15 protein-coding genes are annotated in these 19,203 nt (G+C 67.7%); 2 read left to right on the top strand and 13 right to left on the bottom strand.

The window, feature by feature from the left end:
* The first annotated feature begins 86 nt into the window (after positions 1 to 86).
* A complete protein-coding gene (locus tag CRO12_RS12925; protein WP_097064498.1) occupies positions 87 to 1,163 on the top strand; it encodes a PA0069 family radical SAM protein in 1,077 nt (358 codons plus the stop codon).
* Positions 1,164 to 1,334: 171 nt separating this feature from the next.
* Here CRO12_RS12925 and CRO12_RS12920 read toward each other — a convergent pair whose 3' ends face one another.
* The 6 genes from CRO12_RS12920 to CRO12_RS12895 form a co-directional block, all read right to left on the bottom strand.
* Complete coding sequence (locus CRO12_RS12920; protein WP_245858501.1) at positions 1,335 to 2,930, bottom strand: long-chain fatty acid--CoA ligase; 1,596 nt, start codon at positions 2,928 to 2,930, stop codon at positions 1,335 to 1,337.
* 12 nt (positions 2,931 to 2,942) lie between these two features.
* Entirely contained in the window at positions 2,943 to 6,416 is a 3,474-nt protein-coding gene (gene dnaE / locus CRO12_RS12915; RefSeq protein ID WP_097064497.1) for a DNA polymerase III subunit alpha, read from the bottom strand.
* A gap of 102 nt (positions 6,417 to 6,518) precedes the next feature.
* On the bottom strand, positions 6,519 to 6,998 hold the full coding sequence (locus CRO12_RS12910; RefSeq protein ID WP_097064496.1) for a glutathione peroxidase: 480 nt from the start codon (positions 6,996 to 6,998) through the stop codon (positions 6,519 to 6,521).
* Complete coding sequence (locus CRO12_RS12905) at positions 6,995 to 7,669, bottom strand: ABC transporter ATP-binding protein (RefSeq protein WP_097064495.1); 675 nt, start codon at positions 7,667 to 7,669, stop codon at positions 6,995 to 6,997. Before CRO12_RS12905 ends, CRO12_RS12910 begins: the two co-directional genes overlap by 4 nt.
* Positions 7,662 to 8,912 (bottom strand): lipoprotein-releasing ABC transporter permease subunit, encoded by a 1,251-nt coding sequence (locus CRO12_RS12900; protein WP_097064494.1) that lies wholly within the window; start codon positions 8,910 to 8,912, stop codon positions 7,662 to 7,664. The genes CRO12_RS12905 and CRO12_RS12900 overlap by 8 nt, the downstream gene beginning before the upstream one ends.
* Before the next feature lie 733 nt (positions 8,913 to 9,645).
* Entirely contained in the window at positions 9,646 to 12,171 is a 2,526-nt protein-coding gene (locus tag CRO12_RS12895) for a TonB-dependent receptor (protein ID WP_097065054.1), read from the bottom strand.
* 285 nt (positions 12,172 to 12,456) lie between these two features.
* Between CRO12_RS12895 and CRO12_RS12890 the strand changes: the two genes are divergently transcribed.
* On the top strand, positions 12,457 to 12,924 hold the full coding sequence (locus CRO12_RS12890) for an Hsp20 family protein (RefSeq protein WP_097064493.1): 468 nt from the start codon (positions 12,457 to 12,459) through the stop codon (positions 12,922 to 12,924).
* Positions 12,925 to 13,008: 84 nt separating this feature from the next.
* On the opposite strand, the gene CRO12_RS12885 is transcribed toward CRO12_RS12890, so the two are convergent.
* From CRO12_RS12885 to CRO12_RS12855, 7 genes are all read right to left on the bottom strand, one after another.
* Positions 13,009 to 13,527 (bottom strand): hypothetical protein, encoded by a 519-nt coding sequence (locus CRO12_RS12885; RefSeq protein WP_097064492.1) that lies wholly within the window; start codon positions 13,525 to 13,527, stop codon positions 13,009 to 13,011.
* A gap of 77 nt (positions 13,528 to 13,604) precedes the next feature.
* Positions 13,605 to 15,737, bottom strand: coding sequence for a prolyl oligopeptidase family serine peptidase (locus tag CRO12_RS12880; protein ID WP_097064491.1), 2,133 nt, complete (start codon positions 15,735 to 15,737; stop codon positions 13,605 to 13,607).
* A 90-nt stretch (positions 15,738 to 15,827) separates the two neighbouring features.
* The gene (rplQ, locus tag CRO12_RS12875; protein WP_097064490.1) at positions 15,828 to 16,247 is read right to left on the bottom strand and encodes a 50S ribosomal protein L17; all 420 of its coding nucleotides are present in this window, start codon (positions 16,245 to 16,247) and stop codon (positions 15,828 to 15,830) included.
* A 212-nt stretch (positions 16,248 to 16,459) separates the two neighbouring features.
* The gene (locus CRO12_RS12870) at positions 16,460 to 17,521 is read right to left on the bottom strand and encodes a DNA-directed RNA polymerase subunit alpha (protein WP_097064489.1); all 1,062 of its coding nucleotides are present in this window, start codon (positions 17,519 to 17,521) and stop codon (positions 16,460 to 16,462) included.
* A 101-nt stretch (positions 17,522 to 17,622) separates the two neighbouring features.
* Complete coding sequence (gene rpsK / locus CRO12_RS12865; RefSeq protein WP_066486290.1) at positions 17,623 to 18,012, bottom strand: 30S ribosomal protein S11; 390 nt, start codon at positions 18,010 to 18,012, stop codon at positions 17,623 to 17,625.
* 84 nt (positions 18,013 to 18,096) lie between these two features.
* A complete protein-coding gene (rpsM, locus tag CRO12_RS12860) occupies positions 18,097 to 18,465 on the bottom strand; it encodes a 30S ribosomal protein S13 (protein WP_097064488.1) in 369 nt (122 codons plus the stop codon).
* Between the two features lie 176 nt (positions 18,466 to 18,641).
* Positions 18,642 to 19,175: an SRPBCC family protein gene (locus CRO12_RS12855; RefSeq protein WP_097064487.1), complete on the bottom strand. Its 534-nt coding sequence runs from the start codon at positions 19,173 to 19,175 to the stop codon at positions 18,642 to 18,644.
* Between the last annotated feature and the right edge of the window lie 28 nt (positions 19,176 to 19,203).

Genomic DNA, 19,203 nt, shown 5'->3' with positions numbered 1-19,203 from the left:
AGCAGGCTGACATATCGATCTAGCCGAATGACGTTAAGGAACGGTATGTTCTTGTTACGTTCCGCCGCCTTTGTTATCGTCGCGGCATGGGAGTCGCGAAACCCCGCGCCGTCCGTGGTGCTACGCTCAATGCGGAGAGCAGCCGCTTCAACCTACCCGAGCGTGCGGCGGACGGCGACTGGCTCGATGCGCAGGCGGTGGTCGACGGCGCGCCACCGCCGCTTCGCACGACGGTGACCGTCGAGCCGCCCCGCACGATCATAACCCGCAACCAGTCGCCGGACGTACCGTTCGATCGCTCGATCAATCCCTACCGCGGCTGCGAGCACGGCTGCATCTACTGTTTCGCACGGCCGAGCCACGCCTACCTCGATCTCTCGCCCGGGCTCGACTTCGAAACGCGGCTGTTCGCCAAGCCGAACGCTGCCGAGCTGCTGCGCGTGGAACTGTCGAAGCCCGGCTACGTCTGCCGTCCGATCGCCTTCGGCACCAACACTGACCCCTATCAGCCGATCGAGGGCAAGTGGCGTATCACCCGCGCCTGCCTGGAGGTGCTGGCCGCGTGCAACCACCCGGTGACGATCACCACAAAGTCGGACCGGGTCGTGCGCGACCTCGATCTGCTCGCGCCGATGGCGGCGAAGGGGCTGGCGGCGGTCATGGTGTCGGTGACGACGCTCGACCCGCGCACCGCCATGACGCTGGAGCCCCGCGCCGCCACGCCCGAGCGCCGCATCGCCGCTATCGCGAAGCTCGCCGCAGCTGGCGTGCCCGTCCGCATGTCGATCTCGCCCGTCATTCCGGCGATCACCGACCATGAGGTGGAGGCGCTGATCGCGCGCGCGGCAACGGCCGACGCCTGCTCCGCCACCTTTATCCCGGTCCGCCTGCCGTGGGAGGTCGCGCCCTTGTTCGAGGCGTGGCTGGATGAGCACTTTCCCGACCGCAAGACCAAGGTGATGGCGATCGTCGGCTCGCTGCGCGACGGCAAGCGCAACGATCCGAACTTCTTCACGCGGATGCAAGGCTCCGGCCCGTGGGCGGACCTGCTCCGCACCCGCTTCCAGATCGCATGCCGCAAGCACGGGCTGACGGGCGAGCGGCTGGCGCTGCGTACCGACCTGTTCCGCCCACCCGCAGGGCCGCAGGGCGAGTTGTTCTAGGGCGCTTAGCCGGCGGAGGCACGATGAGTAACTTCTAATTCCGTCATGCCAGCGCAGGCTGGCATCCATGTCTCTGTCCCCATGGGCTGACGGCAGCGGGTGTCGCGACAGACATGGGCCCCGGCCTTCGCTGGGGTGACTTCAAGTGGGGCGTGTCGACGCCCTAAACCCTCACACCGACGCCAGGCGATGGTCTCGGTACTGCGCCCGGATCGCCGTCTTCAGCAGCTTGCCGGTCGCGGTGTGCGGCAGTGCGTCGACGAAGTGGACCTCGTCCGGCAGCCACCATTTCGCGACGCGCGTCGCGAGGTGTTCGGTGATGTCGGCGGCCGTCACCGTGCTCCCGTCCTTGCGCACCACCACCAGGATCGGCCGCTCGTCCCACCGCGGGTGAGGCACGCCGATCGCCGCCGCTTCCGCCACGCCCGGACAGCCAACCGCCGCGTTCTCGAGCTCGACCGAGCTGATCCACTCGCCGCCCGACTTGATGACGTCTTTGGCACGGTCGGTGATCTGCATGACGCCGTCCGGGTGGATGACGGCGACATCACCGGTGTCGAACCAGCCGTCCGCGGTCAGCGCGCTCTCGGCCCCCTTGTAGTAGCGCTGGACGATCCAGGGCCCGCGCACCTGCAGCGCGCCCGAGCTGGCGCCGTCACGCGGCTGCACGATGCCGTCATCGTCCACCACCCGCATCTCGACCCCGAACGGCACCCGCCCCTGCTTGACCACCTGATCGACCTGCTGCTCGAAGGAGAGCTCGTCCCAGTCGGCGCTCGGCGCCCCCATGGTCCCAATCGGCGAGGTTTCGGTCATGCCCCAGGCGTGATTGACGCGCACGCCCATCCGCATCAGCCGCTCCACCATCGCGCGCGGCGCGGCGGACCCGCCAATAGTGACGATCTTCAGGTGGCGCGGCGCCTCGCCGGTCGCGTCCATGTGGCCGAACATCGCGAACCACACGGTCGGGACACCGGCCGTGTGGGTCACGCGCTCCCGGTTCATCAGATCGCACAGCACCACCGGATCGTTGACGGCGGAGAGCACCAGCTTTGCCCCGACCGCCGCGGCGGCGAAGGGAAGCCCCCAGCCGACCGCGTGGAAGAAGGGCACCACCGGCAGCGCCACCGCCTGCGTCGACAGGTCGAACTCGGCCGGTTGCAGCTCGGTGATCGCGTGGATGACGGTGGAGCGGTGGGTGTAGAGCACCCCCTTCGGGTCGCCGGTTGTCCCGCTGGTGTAGCAGAGCATGCACGGCGTGCGCTCGTCTCCTTCCACCCAGGCGTAGGCGCCGTCCTCCGCCGCGAGCACCGCGTCCCATCCGTCCGGCCCGTCGCCGTCGAAGCAGATGAAGTGCTCGATTGTCTTCCAGCGCCCGCGCAGCCGGTCCACGATCGGCTGGAACGCGCGATCGTAGAGGAGCACCCGATCCTCCGCATGGTTGGCGATGTAGATCAGGTGATCATCGAACAGCCGCGGGTTGATCGTATGGAGCACGCCGCCCATGCCGATGATCCCGTACCAGGCCGCCAGGTGTGCGCCGTGGTTCATGCCGAGCGTCGCCACCCGGTCGCCCGGCAGCACGCCGCGCCGCTCCAGCGCTTGCGCCAGCCGTTTCGCATCGTGCGCGATCCCGACCCAGTCGCTGCGGGTCTCGCGGCCGTCGGCCCAGCGGGTCACGATCTCCCGGGTGGGATGCTCGCGGGCGGCGTGGTCGAGCAGGCGCGGCACCCTGAGCTCGACATCCTGCATCGTGCCGGGGGTCATGGGCGCGCTCTCCTATCCGGCGAGCGCCAGCCTTTGTTCCTGGGCCTTCAGCGTTACGCCGCGCACACCGTGCAAATTCTCGAGCGTGCCCGCAAGTTCGGAGTCGACGCGGAAATCGCGGCCGAGCAGCACCTCCGCCTCCCCCGCCGGCAGCGCGGCGAGCAGCCGCACCTCGCAGCGCCCGTCGCGGTGCTCGCCGAACGTCCGCGCCACCTGCGGCAGCACGCCGGCATCATCGACCGTGATCGTCAGCGTCATGCGCGCGCTGGAGGCGATCTCCTCCAGCGACACGATCCGGCGGACCGTGACGCGCGCGCTGTCCTCACCCGGCCGCCGGTCGAGCTCGACGGTCAGCAGCCCGCACCCGCCGGCCTTGCCCGCCTCCTCCAGCTCCTTGCCGACCACCTCGTCGAAGCAGGTCGCATTGACCTGGCCCGACTGGTCGCTGAGCGTCAGCATCAGATACTGCTTGCCGCGCGCGGAGGTGCGGCGGCGCACGTCCTCGATCAGCGCGACCAGCGTCGCGCCGGAGCGCGCACCCTCCGCCACCGGTACCTCGTTCAGCGTCGCGATGGTGCGCGCGCCATTGCCGCGCGCCAGATGGCTGTAGCGATCTAGCGGGTGGGCGGAGAAGAAGAAGCCGAACGCCTCCTTCTCCGCCTCGATCCGCTTGACCAGCGACCAGCGCGCGTCTCTTGGCAGCGGAATATCGGTGCGGCCGGGGTCGGCCTCGCCGAACAGCCCGCCCTGTCCGGTCGCGCGGCTCTGGTGCGTGCTCGCCGCGACCGCCAGCAGCGTCTCCGCCGCGGCGTAGAGCCCGGCGCGGTTCGGACTTAGACAGTCGAGCGCGCCGGCGGCGGCGAGCGTTTCCACCTGCCGCTTGTTGAGCAAACGCGGATCGACCCGTCGCGCAATGTCGTCCAGCGACGTGAAGCGCCCGTTCGCCTGCCGCTCGGCGCACAGCTGCTCCATCGCGCGCTCCCCCACGCCCTTCAGCGCGCCGAGCGCGTAGCGCACCGCCCAGTCGTCGCCGTGGCGCTCGACCCCGAACTCCGCCCCACTCTCGTTCACGCAAGGGCTCAGGCACGGCACGCGCAGCCGCTTCATATCGTCGAGGAAGATCGCGAGCTTGTCGGTCTGGTGGATGTCGAAGCACATCGAGGCTGCGAAGAACTCGTGCGGGTAGTGCGCCTTCAGCCACGCGGTCTGGTAGGCGAGCAGCGCGTAAGCCGCGGCATGGCTCTTGTTGAAACCGTAGCCCGCGAACTTGTCGATCAGGTCGAACAGCTGGTTCGCGTAGTCGGCGGGTATGTTGTTGTGGGTCGCGCACCCCTCGACAAAGGTCGCGCGCTGCGCGTCCATCTCCGCCTGGATCTTCTTGCCCATCGCGCGACGCAGCAGGTCGGCGCCGCCCAGCGAGTAGCCGGCGAGCACCTGCGCCGCCTGCATCACCTGCTCCTGATACACGAAGATGCCGTAGGTTTCGGCGAGGATGCCCTCGAGCAGCGGGTGCGGATAGGTCACCTGCTCGCGCCCGTTCTTGCGCGCGCCGAAGGAGGGGATGTTGTCCATCGGACCCGGACGGTACAGCGAGACGAGCGCGATGATGTCGCCGAAGTTGGACGGGCGCACGGCGGAGAGCGTGCGGCGCATGCCTTCTGATTCCAACTGGAACACGCCCACCGTGTCGCCGCGCTGAAGCAGGGCATAGACCTCCGGATCGTCCCAGCTGAGCGTGTCCAGATCGACGTGGATGCCGCGATCGCCGAGCAGCTCGACCGCCTTCTTGAGCACCGACAGCGTCTTTAGGCCGAGGAAGTCGAACTTAACGAGGCCGGCGCCCTCGACATACTTCATGTCGAACTGGGTGACCGGCATGTCGGAGCGTGGGTCGCGGTAGAGCGGGACCAGCTCAGCGAGCGGCCGGTCGCCGATCACCACGCCGGCCGCGTGGGTCGAGGAATGGCGCGGCAGACCCTCCAACTTCATGGCGAGATCGAGCAAGCGACGGACGTCGGCGTTGTTCTTGTACTCGGCGTGGAGCTCCCCCACCCCGTTCAGCGCGCGATCGAGCGTCCATGGGTCGGTCGGGTGGTTGGGTACGAGCCCCGCCAGCCGGTTGATCTGGCCATAGCCCATCTGCAGCACGCGGCCGGTGTCCTTCAGCACCGCGCGCGCCTTCAGCTTACCGAAGGTGATGATCTGCGCGACCTGATCGCGGCCGTACTTACCCTGAACGTAGCGGATGACCTCGCCGCGCCGGGTTTCGCAGAAGTCGATGTCGAAGTCGGGCATCGACACGCGTTCCGGGTTCAGGAACCGCTCGAACAGCAGCCCGAGGCGGATCGGATCAAGGTCGGTGATGGTAAGCGCCCACGCGACCGCCGAGCCCGCGCCCGACCCGCGGCCCGGGCCGACCGGGATGTCGTGATCCTTGGCCCATTTGATGAAGTCGGCGACGATCAGGAAGTAGCCGGAGAATCCCATCTGGATGATGACGTCGAGCTCGAACTCCAGGCGCTTGCTGTAGCTCTCGACCGCCGCGTCGTCCGCGATGCCGGCCTTCTCCAGCCGCGCGGCAAGGCCCGCGCGCGACTGCTCGCGCAGCATGGCGGCCTCACCCTCTCGGTCGCCGGCCAGGCTGGGGAGGATCGGCTTGCGCTTGGGCGCAGCCACCGCGCAGCGCTGCGCGACGACCAGCGTGTTGTCGATGGCTTCGGGCAGGTCGGCGAACGCCGCCTTCATCGCGTCCGCCGGCTTCATCCAGGCGTCCGGCGAGCTGCGGGGGCGCTCCTCGCTCGTCACGTAGCTCGAACTCGCGATGCACAGCATCGCGTCGTGCGCCTCGTGGAAGGCCGCGTCGGCGAAGCAGCACGGATTGGTTGCGACGAGCGGGAGGTCTCGGGCATAGGCCAGGTCGACCAGCGCCTCTTCCGCACGCTCCTCGATCGCGTCGCCGCGGCGCGACAGCTCGATATAGAGCCGGTCGGGGAACAGCGGCTGCAATCGATCGAGGTAGGCTGCGGCGGCCTCCGCCTGCTCATCGGCCAGCAGCCGCGCGAGCGCGCCCTCCGCGCCCGCAGTTGTGGCGAGCAGACCGCCAGTACGCCCCTCAAGCGCGGACAGCGGCACATGCGCGTCGATCTCGATCGGTCGGTCGAGATGCGCCATGGAGACCAGCGCGCACAGATTGTCGTATCCGCCCTCATCCTGCGCGTAGAGCGCGAGCCAATCGATCACCGCTGCCGTGCCGTCGGGCACCGGACGCTGCACCGCGAGCAGCGTGCCGACGATCGGCTGCACCCCCTCCGCCTTGCACGCGTCGCCGAACGCCATCGCCGCGTAGAGCCCGTTGCGGTCGGTCAGCGCAACCGCGGGGAAGCCGAGCTTCTTCGCCTGCTTGGCGATCGCCTTCGGCTCGATCGCACCCTCCAGCATGGTGTAGGATGAGAAGACGCGGAGAGGCACGAAACCGGCGTGAGGCATCGCGCAAGTGTAAGGCCAGGCGGCTGATTTTGCCAGCGGAGTGCAGGCAACTTCCGGTGGACAAACCGCCGCTCCAACTCAAGGCCGGGATGGCGGCGGTAGTTAGAGCAGCGCCTCGATATCGCTCGCCAGCTCCTCCGGCTTGGTGGTCGGAGCGTAGCGGCTGACGACGGTGCCCGAGCGATCGATTAGGAACTTGGTGAAGTTCCACTTGATCGCCTGCGATCCCAGCAGCCCGGGCGCTTCCTTCTTCAGGTGGCGGAACAGCGGCGCGGCCTTGTCACCATTCACCTCGACCTTCGCGAACACGGGAAAGGTCACGTCATAGGTCAGCGAGCAGAAGCTCGCGATCTCCGCCGCATCGCCCGGCTCCTGCGCGCCGAACTGGTTGCACGGGAACGCCAGCACCTCGAACCCGCGGTCGGCGTAGCGCCGGTGAAGCGCCTCCAATCCCTCATACTGCGGCGTGAACCCGCACTTGGACGCGGTGTTGACGATCAGCAGCACCTTGCCGGCGTAGGCGGACAGGTCACCGGCATTCCCATCGGCGGTGCGGACCGGGATCGTCGTCAGCTCGCTCACGTCAGCACTCCCTCATGCAGCCGCATCACCCGGTCCATCCGCGCCGCCAGCCGCTCGTTGTGGGTCGCGACCAGCGCCGCAGAGCGCTCCTCGCGCACGAGCCGCAGGAACTCGGCGAACACCACGTCCGCGGTCGCCTCGTCCAGATTACCCGTCGGCTCGTCGGCGAGGATCAGCGCCGGCCGGTTGGCGAGCGCGCGAGCGACCGCCACGCGCTGCTGCTCGCCGCCCGACAGCTGGTTGGGCCGATGAGTCAGCCGCGCGCCCAGCCCCAGCGCCGACAAGAGCTGCTCGGTCCGCACCTGCGCCTCCGGCCGCGTCGCGCCGCCGATCAGCTGCGGCAGGATCACGTTCTCCGCCGCCGTGAAATCGGGCATCAGGTGATGGAACTGGTAGATGAAGCCGAGCCGGTCGCGCCGCATCGTCGTGCGCCCCGCGCTGTCGAGCTTCGCCGCCTCCGTGCCCATGATCCGGATCGATCCGGCGAAGCCGCCCTCGAGCAGCCCGACCGCCTGGAGCAGCGTCGACTTGCCCGAACCGGACGGCCCGAGCAGCGCGACGATCTCTCCGGGCATGACGTCCAGATCGACCTGGCGCAGCACGTCGATGCGCACGCCACCCTGCTCGAACGAGCGTGCCAGTCCGCGGGTCTGGAGTACCGGCTCACTCATAGCGGAGCACCTGCACCGGATCGGTTCCCGCCGCCTTGAAGGCCGGGTAGAGCGTCGCGAGGAAGCTGAACCCCATCGCCATCGCGACGATGCCGACCACCTCCAGCGGATCGGTCTTGGCGGGTAGCTCGGTCAGGAAGCGCATGGAGGGGTCCCAGATCTGGGTGCCGGTGACGAGCCCTAGGAAGCTCACGACCTGCTGGCGGAACACCAGCAGCACCGCGCCCAGCACCAACCCCGCCGCCGTCCCGAGCAACCCGATGGTGGTGCCGACCGTCATGAAGATCCGCATCAGCGCGCCGCGGGTCGCGCCCATGGTGCGCAGGATCGCGATGTCGCGGGTCTTCGCGCGCACCAGCATGATCAGCGACGACACGATGTTGAAGCTGACCACCGCGAGCAGGATTGAGAGCACGGTGAAGGTTACCAGCCGGTCGACCGAGAGCGCCTCGAACAGCTGGGCGTTCATCTGCCGCCAGTCGGTCAGCTGCGCCCGGCCCGCGATCTTGGGCGCGAGCGGCGCCAGGATCGCGGCGACGCGGTCCGGGTTCTCGGTGTCGAGCTCGACCATGCCGACCGAGTCGCCCATCAGCAGCAGCGTCTGCGCATCCTCCATCGGCATGACGACGAACTGCTTGTCATAGTCGTAGACGCCGACCTCGAAGATCGCGCCGACCGTGTAGCTGACGATCCGCGGCACGGTGCCGAACGGGGATGCAGGCCCCTGCGGGCTGATCAGCGACACCTCGCTGCCGAGCGTCGCGCCGAGCGTCTGCGCCAGGCGGGAGCCGATTGCGATCCGGCCGCTGCCGGGCGTCAGCGCGCCGAGCGATCCCACCACTACGTTCCCCGACAGCGTCTGGTTGGCGCGGATGTCGGGTACCCGCATCCCGCGCACCAGCACCGCCTCCACCCGGCCGTTGAAGCCGGCCATCAGCGGCTGCTCGACCAGCGGGGTAGCGCCGGTGACGCCCGGCGTGGCGCGCGCCTCCGCGACGATCGCGCGCCAGTCGCGCAGCTGGCCGTTATAGCCTTGGATCACCGCGTGGCCGTTCAGCCCGACGATCTTGTCGAACAGCTCCGCGCGGAAGCCGTTCATGACGCTCATGATGACGAGGAGCGCGGCGACGCCGAGCATCACCGCCGCCAGGCTGATCCCCGCCACCAGGGCGATAAAGGCTTCGCCGCGTCCGGGAAGAAGATAGCGCCTCGCGATCGTGCGCTCGTAACGGGACAGCAGCATGGGCGTGCTCTAGGAAGGGCGCGGGCGAGGCACAAGCGGTGTGTTGCACGAATCCCACACGGACGCGGCAATCGTCCGCTAAGGGTCGCAACCTCCGTGACAATCCGTTTCCGTGGGCGTACCCGAAACTCACTGGAACGTAGGCAATGGCCACGGTTCAGGGAGGCCTCCGGCCCCGCTCATCTGGGAGGGTGGGCGTGCGGGCAGGAGGCGGAAAATCAGGGGGCTGACGAGTTATCGTCACGCAGGACGCCCGGGTCGGAAACGATCCGGGCGTTTGCGTTCGGGCGAAGCGAGCATCGCGAACGATCCGAGCGCAGCAAGGATCGCCCGAACCGGCCGGCGGTTCGGCCGAAGGCCGATCCCGTTCGACGTCACGGCGGCGGCTTCGCCGTCGCCCGCACTCGTTACCCCCTAACTGAAGAGCGGGGGTCGCGGGTGAATAGAGGCCTGGACTAAGCTGCTGGCGCGAGCTTTGGCGACCGTAACGCATGCATAGACCCACCCCCGGCCCCCTTCAGGAAGGGGAGCAAAGCGGTCGGTCACGCCGCCGGCAACGCCGTCGGCCGGGTTAGGCGGATAACTGCCGAGCCGCCGTCCGATCTCGGATCACCGCTTCGCGTGACCCTCGACTTGAACGGGACGGTGCCGGAGCTTCCAGACCGACGGCACCGTCCCGTGCCCCCTTGCCGTAGCGGTAACCACGGCATCATGTCGCCAGCCTGAACCGGCGTCAGAAGTTGAAGCGGATCGTTCCGCCCCAGGTCTGCGGGTCTCCGACCTGCGCCGCGATCAGCCCGGTGTTGCCGCCGGTGCCCGCGAGCAGAAGGTCGATGTAGTCCTGGTCAAAGGCGTTCCGCACCCAGGCAAAGGCATCAAACCGGTCGGTGCGGAAGCCGCCGCGGAAGTTGTGAAGCGAGTAGCCCTCGACATTGGTGTAGATCGACGGCGACGGGTTGGACGACCAGTCGGACCGGTAGCTCGCGTCATAGCCGAGGTAGAACTGCCCTTCCTCGCCGAACAGCGTACTCGGCACGTTGCCCTCCGCGCCCCACGACGCCGTCCACTCCGACACGCCGGGCAGCACCTGCCCCGACACGTCGCAATTGGCCGGGCTGAGCGAGCCCGGCACGCCGGCCGGACCCGGCACCTGGCTGCCGGTCACCGTGGTGCCGCCGGACAGCTCGGGCGGGCACGGCGCATCGGTGAAGCGGGTGTAGGTCGCGTCGGTGTAAGCGCCGCTCAGATAGGCATTGAACTGCGCGCTCGGGCGGATGGAGAAGTCCGCTTCCACGCCCCGGCTGCGCACCTTGTCGGCGTTGGCCAGGTAGCCGCGGATGGTGCCGAACTGGCCGTTGGTGACGTTCGCCTGGAAGTCGCGGATCTCCGTCCAGAACCCGGTTACGTTGAGCGTTGCGCGCCGATCGAGGAACTGCGTCTTGATGCCGACTTCGAAGTGGTCGACCTTCTCGGGCTCGATCGTACCCGCGGCCAGGATCGGCGCACCGTTGGCGTCGGCGGGCACGCCGTTCAGGTTGATGCCGCCGGTCTTGAACGCCCGCGCGTAGTTTGCGTACAGGTTGACGTCGTCGGTGATTTCGTAGCGCAGATTGACGTCGTAGGAGAGGTTCCACGCGTCATATTGCGGCTCGAAGAACTGGGAGGCCTGCACGCCGCGCTGTGCCGCCGTCCACGGATCGGAGAAGTAGGGAGACCCTGGGGCCGCAGAGACGACTTGGCGCGTCCCGTCCGACGCGGTGCCAGTGACGACCGAGTCGTACAGCCCGTCCTTATTGTCGTAGTTGAGCCGGATGCCGGGCGAGACCGTCAGCCGCCCGAACTCCCAGTTGAGCTTGGCAAAGGCGGCAAGGCTGGTGTTGTCGAGGCGAATGTCGTTGATCGCGACGACGTTGTTCAGCACCGCCGGATTGCACGCGAGCGCGGTGGCTGTCGGCGTGCACACCCCGCCACTCGGCGGTGCGAGCAGCCAGCGGCTGGCGGCGGGCCCGGTCTGCTGGAGCCCGCTGGTGCGGATCTCCTGATAGAAGCCGAACAGCCCGAACACGACGTCATAGCCGTCGCCCTGGTGGTTGAAGCGGAACTCCTGCGTGTACTGGTTCTGCTTGGTCGGGTTGTTGACGGCCGTGTAGATCGGCAGCCCGGTGTAGTCGCGGTCGTTGGCCGGGCTCCAGTCCCAGTAGCGCCAGGCGGTGACGGAGGTCAGCGTGTTCGCGTCGTCGATGTCCCACACCGCGCGCGCCGAAAGCCCTCCGTGCTCGTTCCGCGCCCTGAGCGCCGCATCGGCGTCGGTCAGGCGATCGTACGGGTCGATGCTCGGCACGCTGTAGCCCGGGAAGTAGGAAATCAGCGCCGGGTACTGGCGATTGGCCGCACGCTGCGTCGGGCCGTAGCCGCCGTAGGCGAAGGCGCAGCAATTGGGATCCTGGAGGTTGTAGTCGCCAGCCAGCGTGATCGCGAGATTGGGTGAGGCTCGCCACAGCACGGTGCCGCGCACTCCAATGCTGTCCTGCGACTGGATGTAGGTGCTCTTGTACGTGTCGAACAGCGTGCCGCGCCGGCTGGTCCCGGTGACGCTCAGCCGCGCCGCAACCGTCTCCGACAAAGGTCCGGAGATCGACGCCTTGCCCTGAACGAAGTCGAGATTGCCGAGCGACACCTCCGCCTTCCCCTCGAACTCGAAGCTCGGCGCGCGCGTCGTGATGTTGATCGCGCCGGCGGTCGTGTTCTTTCCGTAGAGCGTGCCCTGCGGGCCGCGCAGCGTCTCGATTCGCTCGACATCGACGAAGTCGAGCGTCGCCGACGCGATGCGATTATAATAGACGTCGTCGATGTAGATGCCGACGCCCTGTTCGAACCCGTCGTTGGTCAACCCGAACGGCGCGCCGATCCCACGAATGTTGATGAACGTGTTGCGCGGATTTTGCGAATAGAACTGCAGCGTCGGGGCGAGCTGGGTCAGCCGCTGGATGTTGTAGGTGCCCACCGCGTCCAGGGTCGCGCCGCTCACCACCGACACCGCGATCGGCACGTCCTGCACATTCTCCTGCCGACGACGCGCGGTCACAACGATCTCACCGGAGGCAACCGGCGGCGTGGTCTGCGCAGCCGGCTCGTCCGCAGCCGCGGCGGTCACGACTGGAGCGGCGCCGCCGTCATCGGGGGCAATCGCCTGATCCTGGGCGAAGGCAGGCGCGGCCCACGAGGCAGCTCCCGCGAGCAGCAGTGCGCGGAGCATCATGCGCGCGAGTCCGGTGGTGCGATCGTCATCGGTGGGGCTGCCCTTCTTGGTGTCGGCAACCATATTCCCATCGATTCAGTGGGAGTACTCACCAGATGATCTTGCGCCCGCACAAGTCGTGCTTGTCGGCGCTGGCGGATCGTCGCTCACCCCCTTGAAGCCGTCCCTTCCGCTTCCAAAATTACGGCTACGCGGCGCCGCTGGACGGGCCGCGGAGTGCCGGAGGTGCGCCGTGAGCGGCCCCGGACACGACGTTCGAAACGCTCATATTTGGAGGCTTTGAAAATGCGTCAGATCGATTTCACCCCCTATCGCCGCTCGACCATCGGCTTCGACCGGCTGTTCGACCTGCTGGAGCAGGGCGCGCGAGGAGCGACCCCCGACAACTACCCGCCGTTCAACCTGGAACGCGTGGCGGAGGACCGCTACCGCATCACGCTCGCCGTCGCCGGCTTCCGCAACGACGAGATCGACATCACCGCGCAGCAGAACCTGCTGGTGGTCACCGGCAAGCGCGGCGAAGCGCAGGACAATGCGGCGCAGATGCTGCATCTCGGCATCGCGAACCGCTCGTTCGAGCGCCGCTTCGAGCTTGCCGACTTCATCCGGGTCGAGGACGCGAACCTGACCGATGGCCTGCTGGTCATCAACCTGGTGCGCGAAATCCCCGAAGCGATGAAGCCAAAGAAGATCGCGGTCGGCACCGCAGGCTCGACCCAGACGATCGAGCATCGCACCGCCGAAGCCGCGTAACCGCTCGCGGCGCTGTAGCTCCCTTTCGGCGCCGCAGGAGGGCGCCCGGACCCACGCTGGTCCGGGCGCTTTTTCTTGTGTCGCTCAGGACGTCGCGTCGAAGCGTACGCTCGGCACGCCCGTGCCGGCGATCGTGCATCGGAAGCCGCGCGTGGTGACCGGCAGGCCCGCGCGATAGCCGTCGCGCAAGCTGACGTTTCCCTTCACAATCCAGCCCTCGCCGGCCGCGTCGACCTGGGTCACCTCACCGATGCGGACCACACGCGCGAGTGCGCCCCCGCTCGACTCTGCGGCCTGCGCACAGGCGTCGGTCGCCTCCTCCTCGCTGAAGGGTGTGGGTACCGGAATCGCGGCGGGGACCTCGGCCGGCTCGTCGTCGATATCCGCGACTTCCACATCCTCGATCTTGCCCCCGGCCAGCGCGAGCACGCCGCCGATCAGCAGCGCGCCGATCGCAATTCCGCCGGCGCTTACCTTGTTGCCACGATCGCGATCACCGCGGTGATGGTGCCGTCGCGGCTTGCGGTCGTCCGCCGCCGCGGGTGCGGCAAGCCCGACCATCGCCAGGACCGCCAACGCGCTTCCAACCCGCTTCACCATCATCGCCGCTCTCCCTTGTCGTTGGAGAGCGGCGTAGACGAGTCGTTCTGACGGCGTGATGAACCGCTGGCGTAACGACCTTAGTTGACCGGCTTCACCTGCATGCCCGTCCACTGCGCGCTGAAGGCCCACAGGTCGGCCGCTTCCTCGATGATCTTGTCGGTCGGCTTGCCAGAGCCATGCCCGGCACGCGTCTCGATGCGGACGAGGTGCGGCTTGTCACCGATGTCCGCCGCCTGGATCGCCGCGGTGTACTTGAAGGTGTGGCCGGGGACGACGCGGTCGTCGGTGTCAGCCGTGGTCGCGAGGATCGCCGGATAGGCCTTGCCCGACTGGACATTGTGGTACGGCGAATACTTGTACAACGTCGCGAAGTCCGCCTGCTTCGACGGGTAGCCGTAATCGTCCACCCAGTAGCGCCCTGCCGTCCAGCGATCGAAGCGGGTCATGTCCATGACCCCGACCGCCGGCAGCGCGGCGGCGAACAGGTCCGGGCGCTGGTTGATGACCGCCCCGACCAGCAGACCGCCGTTCGATCCGCCCTGGATCACCGTGGTCTTCGGCGACGCGATGCCCTGCTTGCCCAGATACTCGGCCGCCGCGATCATGTCGTCGAACACGTTCTGCTTGTTGGCGAGCCGCCCGGCATCGTGCCACGCCTTGCCGTACTCGCCGCCACCGCGCAGGTTCGGCTGGGCGATCACCCCGCCCTGCTCCATCCACGCGATGCGCGTGGGCGAGAAGCTCGGCAGCAGCGAGACGTTGAACCCGCCATAGCCGTAGAGGATCGTCGGCGCGGGGCCTTTCAGCCCCTTCTTGTGGACGATGTACATCGGCACCTTCGTCCCGTCCTTCGACGGATAGAAGACCTGGCGCACCTCGAACGCGTTCGGGTCGAAGGCGACCTTCGGCGCCGCCCACACGCTCGCCTGATTGGTTCGCGCGTCATAGCGGTAGACGGTGGAAGGCGTCGCGAAGCTGGTGAAGGCGAAGAAGGTCTCCGGATCGTCCGGCGTCCCGCCGAATCCGCCCGCCGAACCGATCCCGGGCAGCGCCACCGCGCCCATCGGCTTGCCGTCCAGGCCGTAGCGGCGCACCTCCGTCTTCACGTCGACCATGTAGTCGGCGAGCAGCACGCCGCCGATGATCGACGCGCCATCCAGCACCGCCTTGTCCTCGGCGATCAGCTGGACCGGCTGCGCGTTCGCCTGCGCCACGTCCATCGTGACGATGCGGTTGCGCGGCGCATCCTTGTTGGTGCGGAAGACAAAGCGGGTGCCGCTGTTGCCGACGACCGACCAGTCGTTCTCCAGCCCTGCGATCAGCTTGCGCGGGCGCCAGTCGGCCGACTGCAGGTCGACCAGCGACACCTCGTTGCGGTTGTCGGTGCCCTCGCTGGTGTAGATGACGAGCCAGCGCCCGTCGTCCGTAACGCTCGCATAATGCCCGCGCTTCGGCAGGTCGGGCGTCTCGTAGACCAGCCGGTCGGCCGACTGCGGCGTGCCGAGCTTGTGGAAGTAGACCTTGGAGTTGAGCGTCAGCGCCTGATACTTCTGCCCGGCCGGCGGCTCGGGGAAGCGTGTGTAGAAGAAGCCGGAGCCGTCCTTCATCCAGTCGCCCAGGCCCCGCACCCATTCCAGCTGGTCACCGGCGTCCTGGCCGGTCGCGACATCCTTCACCTTTAGCGTCCGCCAATCGGTGCCGCCGTCCTGGATCGAGTAGAGCAGCTTTGTCCCGTCCTCCGATGGATTGTACCCGCCGAGAGCGGTCGCGCCGTCCTTCGCCCAGGCGTTCGGGTCGATCAGCACCCGTCCCTCGCCGTTCAGGCTGTCGCGAACGTAGAGCACCGACTGGTTCTGGAGCCCGGTGTTGCGCGAGTAGAAGTACTTGCCGCCCTTCTTGGTCGGGAGACCGAAGCGCTCGAAATTGTAGAGCGCCTTGATCCGGTCGCGGAACACCTGTCGCCCAGGCAGCGTCGCCAGGTACTGATCGGTGACCGCGTTCTGCGCGCTCACCCATCCGCGAACCTTCTCGTCGCTGCGAACGTCGTTCTCCAGCCAGCGGTAGGGGTCGGCGACCTTGACGCCGAACTGCTCGTCGACGGTCGAGCCGCGCTCGGTCTGCGGGTAGGTGATTTTCGGCATCGGGTCCTGCGCGAGGGCCGCGGGCGCGGCGGTGGCGAGCATGAGGGCGGCAAGCAGAGCGCGGCGCATCGTTGAGTGGTTCCCTCCGGAAACGATAAAGAGGGCCGCACCGTAGCCGGCGCGACCCTCCCCTCAAGCGTTTTTACGACGAAGTGCGCGTCAGGCGTTCTCGACGTCCTCGTCCGCCATGACCGGACCGGAGTCCTGACCCTTGGCGGCGGTGTCGCGGTCGACGAACTCGATGATCGCCATGGGCGCCGCGTCCGACGCGCGGATGCCCGCCTTAATGATGCGGGTGTAGCCGCCGTTACGGTCGGCGTAGCGCGCGGCCAGCGTGTCGAACAGCTTCACCAGCTGCGCATCGTCGAGCAGGCGGGCGTGCGCCAGGCGACGGTTGGACAGGCCACCCTTCTTCGCCAGCGTGATCAGCTTCTCGACGTAGGGTCGGAGCTCCTTCGCCTTGGCAAGGGTCGTGGTGATCTGCTCGTGCTTGATGAGCGCGGCCGACTGGTTCCGGAACAGGGCCAGACGGTGGGCCGAGGTGCGCTGCAGCTTACGGCCACCAACCTTGTGACGCATGATCGTTTCCTTCGTTCGTTAAGGGGCCGTCTGACGGAACCCCAGACCAGGTGAGGACGGCTGGCTCACCCAATACATCCGTCACCCCGGCGTAGGCCGGGGTCCAGCAATCCGAGGAGCGCCGCGGGCGAAGCCCGCGTCGTCGGTCGAGCTAAGCTCGCCGGCCGCGTTGATCGCCGTGGCGCGGATTAGCTCGCGCTAATCCGCTGCGATCAGCCGAGAATCTCCTGCTCCAGCTTCTTGGCCATTTCCTCGATGTTCTCGGGCGGCCAGCCCGGGATCTCCATCCCCAGCCGCAGCCCCATCGAGGACAGCACTTCCTTGATCTCGTTGAGCGACTTGCGGCCGAAGTTCGGGGTCCGCAGCATCTCGGCCTCGGTCTTCTGGACCAGATCGCCGATGTAGATGATGTTGTCGTTCTTGAGGCAGTTCGCCGAGCGGACCGACAGCTCGAGCTCGTCGACCTTCTTCAGCAGGAAGCGGTTGATCGTCGCCGTGTCGCCCGGCGTCTCCGGCACGGCCGACGGCGCCGCAACGCCGATCGGCGCCGAGGTGCGGACGCTCGAGTCGTCGAAGTGCACGAACAGCGCGAGCTGATCCTGGAGGATACGACCGGCATAGGCCACCGCGTCCTCCGGGGTCACCGTACCGTCGGTCTCGACCGTCAGCGTCAGCTTGTCGTAGTCGAGGTCCTGACCCACGCGGGTCGGGTCGACCTTGTAGCTGACCTGGCGAACCGGCGAGTAGAGCGCGTCGACCGGGATGAGCCCGATCGGCGCGTCGGCCGGACGGTTGTTCGCGGCCGGAACATAGCCCTTACCCGTGTCGGCGGTCAGCTCCATGTTGAGCGTCGCGCCCTCGTCCAGGTGACAGATCACCAGCTCGGGATTCATCACCTCGATGTCGCCCGACACCGCGATGTCGCCGGCCTTCACCTCGGCCGGGCCGGTCGCGGCGAGCTGGAGCCGCTTTGGCCCCTCGCCCGTCATGCGGATGGCGAGCTGCTTCACGTTGAGCACGATGTCGGTCACGTCCTCGCGGACGCCCGCCAGGCTCGAGAACTCGTGGAGCACGTTCTCGATCTTGATGGAGGTCACCGCCGCACCCTGCAGCGAGGACAGCAGCACGCGGCGCAGCGCGTTGCCGAGCGTCAGGCCAAACCCGCGCTCCAGCGGCTCGGCGATGAAGGTCGACTTGCGCTTGCCGTCGCCGCCCTTCTTCTCCAGCCCATTGGGCTTCTTCAGTTCCTGCCAGTTCTTTGCGTTGACGGCCACGGGCTACCCCTTGCTTTTGGGTCGCGGCTGATCGGGGCCACGACCATGGGAGAATGGGTCCGCGCCGCGCGATCAACCGCGCGCGGACCCGACGGGTGTGTTTAGACGCGGCGGCGCTTTGACGGCCGCACTCCATTGTGCGGGATGGAGGTCACGTCGCGGATCGAGGTGATCTGGAAACCGACGGCCTGGAGCGCGCGCAGCGCGGACTCGCGGCCCGAACCCGGACCCTTGACCTCGACCTCCAGTGTGCGAACGCCATGCTCGGCGGCCTTCTTGCCGGCGTCCTCGGCTGCGACCTGCGCCGCGTACGGGGTCGACTTGCGCGAGCCCTTGAAGCCCATCATGCCGGCCGACGACCAGCTGATCGCATTGCCCTGCGCATCGGTGATGGTGATCATGGTGTTGTTGAAGCTGGCGTTCACGTGCGCGACGCCGGCGGTAATGTTCTTGCGCTCGCGACGGCGAAGACGCTGCGGTGCTTGTGCCATTGTATTAATCCTGACCTGATACGGTGATCGGGAGGCGATCGGCTTCCGACCTGCCTCCGGCGGAGAAGGAGTAAGCGCTCGCGCTTACTTCTTCTTGCCCGCGATCGGCTTGGCCTTGCCCTTGCGGGTGCGCGCGTTGGTGTGGGTGCGCTGGCCGCGGACCGGCAGGCCCTTGCGGTGGCGCAGGCCGCGGTAGCAGGCCAGGTCCATCAGGCGCTTGATGTTCATCGCCGTCTGGCGGCGCAGGTCGCCCTCCACCGTGTAGCCGGCGTCGATCGCCTCGCGGATCTGCAGCACTTCCTGGTCCGTCAGGTCCTGGACGCGGCGCTCCGCGGAGATGCCGAGCTTGGCGGTGATCTCCTCGGCCTTCGACGGGCCGATACCGTGAATGTACTGCAGCGCGATGATCACGCGCTTGTTGGTCGGGATGTTGACACCCGCGATACGTGCCATGTGATAGGTTCTCCCAGCTCCACGGACCGGCATGGCCGCCGATCCATCTCATCGCATTGTTAGTCTTCCCGGACGCACGATGACCGACGTGCGCGCATGCGCCGCCGGGCTACGGTGGTTCGGAAGAGGCGTCAGTTAGGCGCGCGCAAACGCCCTGTCAAGCGAAGCGTTCCCGCTCATTTTGCCGGAGCCATTCCGGCCTCCGCCGCCGCCTTCAGCCGGGTCAGCTGGTTCAGCAGCACCTTGTCGACCAGCGGCGCCATCACCTCGCCACCCTGGCGCATGTGTCCGCCGACGACGTAGCTAAGCGACAGTTTCGACGTGGTCGCATCAACCGGGTCGACCCGCCAGGTGAGCGTGCCCGTCACCGCTTCGGCCTGAAGCGGGCCGAGCGCTCCGACCAGGCGGATCATCCGCCCGGGCGCCACATAGACGACCCGCGCGTGCTCGACGCTGCCCTTGTCCTTGGGCGTGCGCTCGCAGAAGCACCCGGCCGCCTGCGCATCCAGGTAGAGGTTGGCGCTGTCGCCCGAGTAGCTGTGCTCGGGATCCCACCACTTCTGCGGCGCGCGCAGCTTCTCCCACAGCTGCGGCGGCGCCGCCGCCACGGTAACACTTTGCTCGATCACGAAGCTCGTCGGCGTGACCGCGGTCACCTCCGCCGTCGCCGGCCCGGCCAGCACCAGCGCGCCCAGCCCCACCGTCCGCATCTGTCGTCCTCCCCACGAGAGGAAGCAG

Source organism: Sphingomonas guangdongensis, from assembly GCF_900199185.1.
In the GTDB taxonomy this organism is placed as follows: domain Bacteria; phylum Pseudomonadota; class Alphaproteobacteria; order Sphingomonadales; family Sphingomonadaceae; genus Sphingomonas; species Sphingomonas guangdongensis.
The sequence above is the reverse complement of the archived record's forward strand: the minus strand, read 5'-3'. Positions and strand labels throughout refer to the sequence as shown.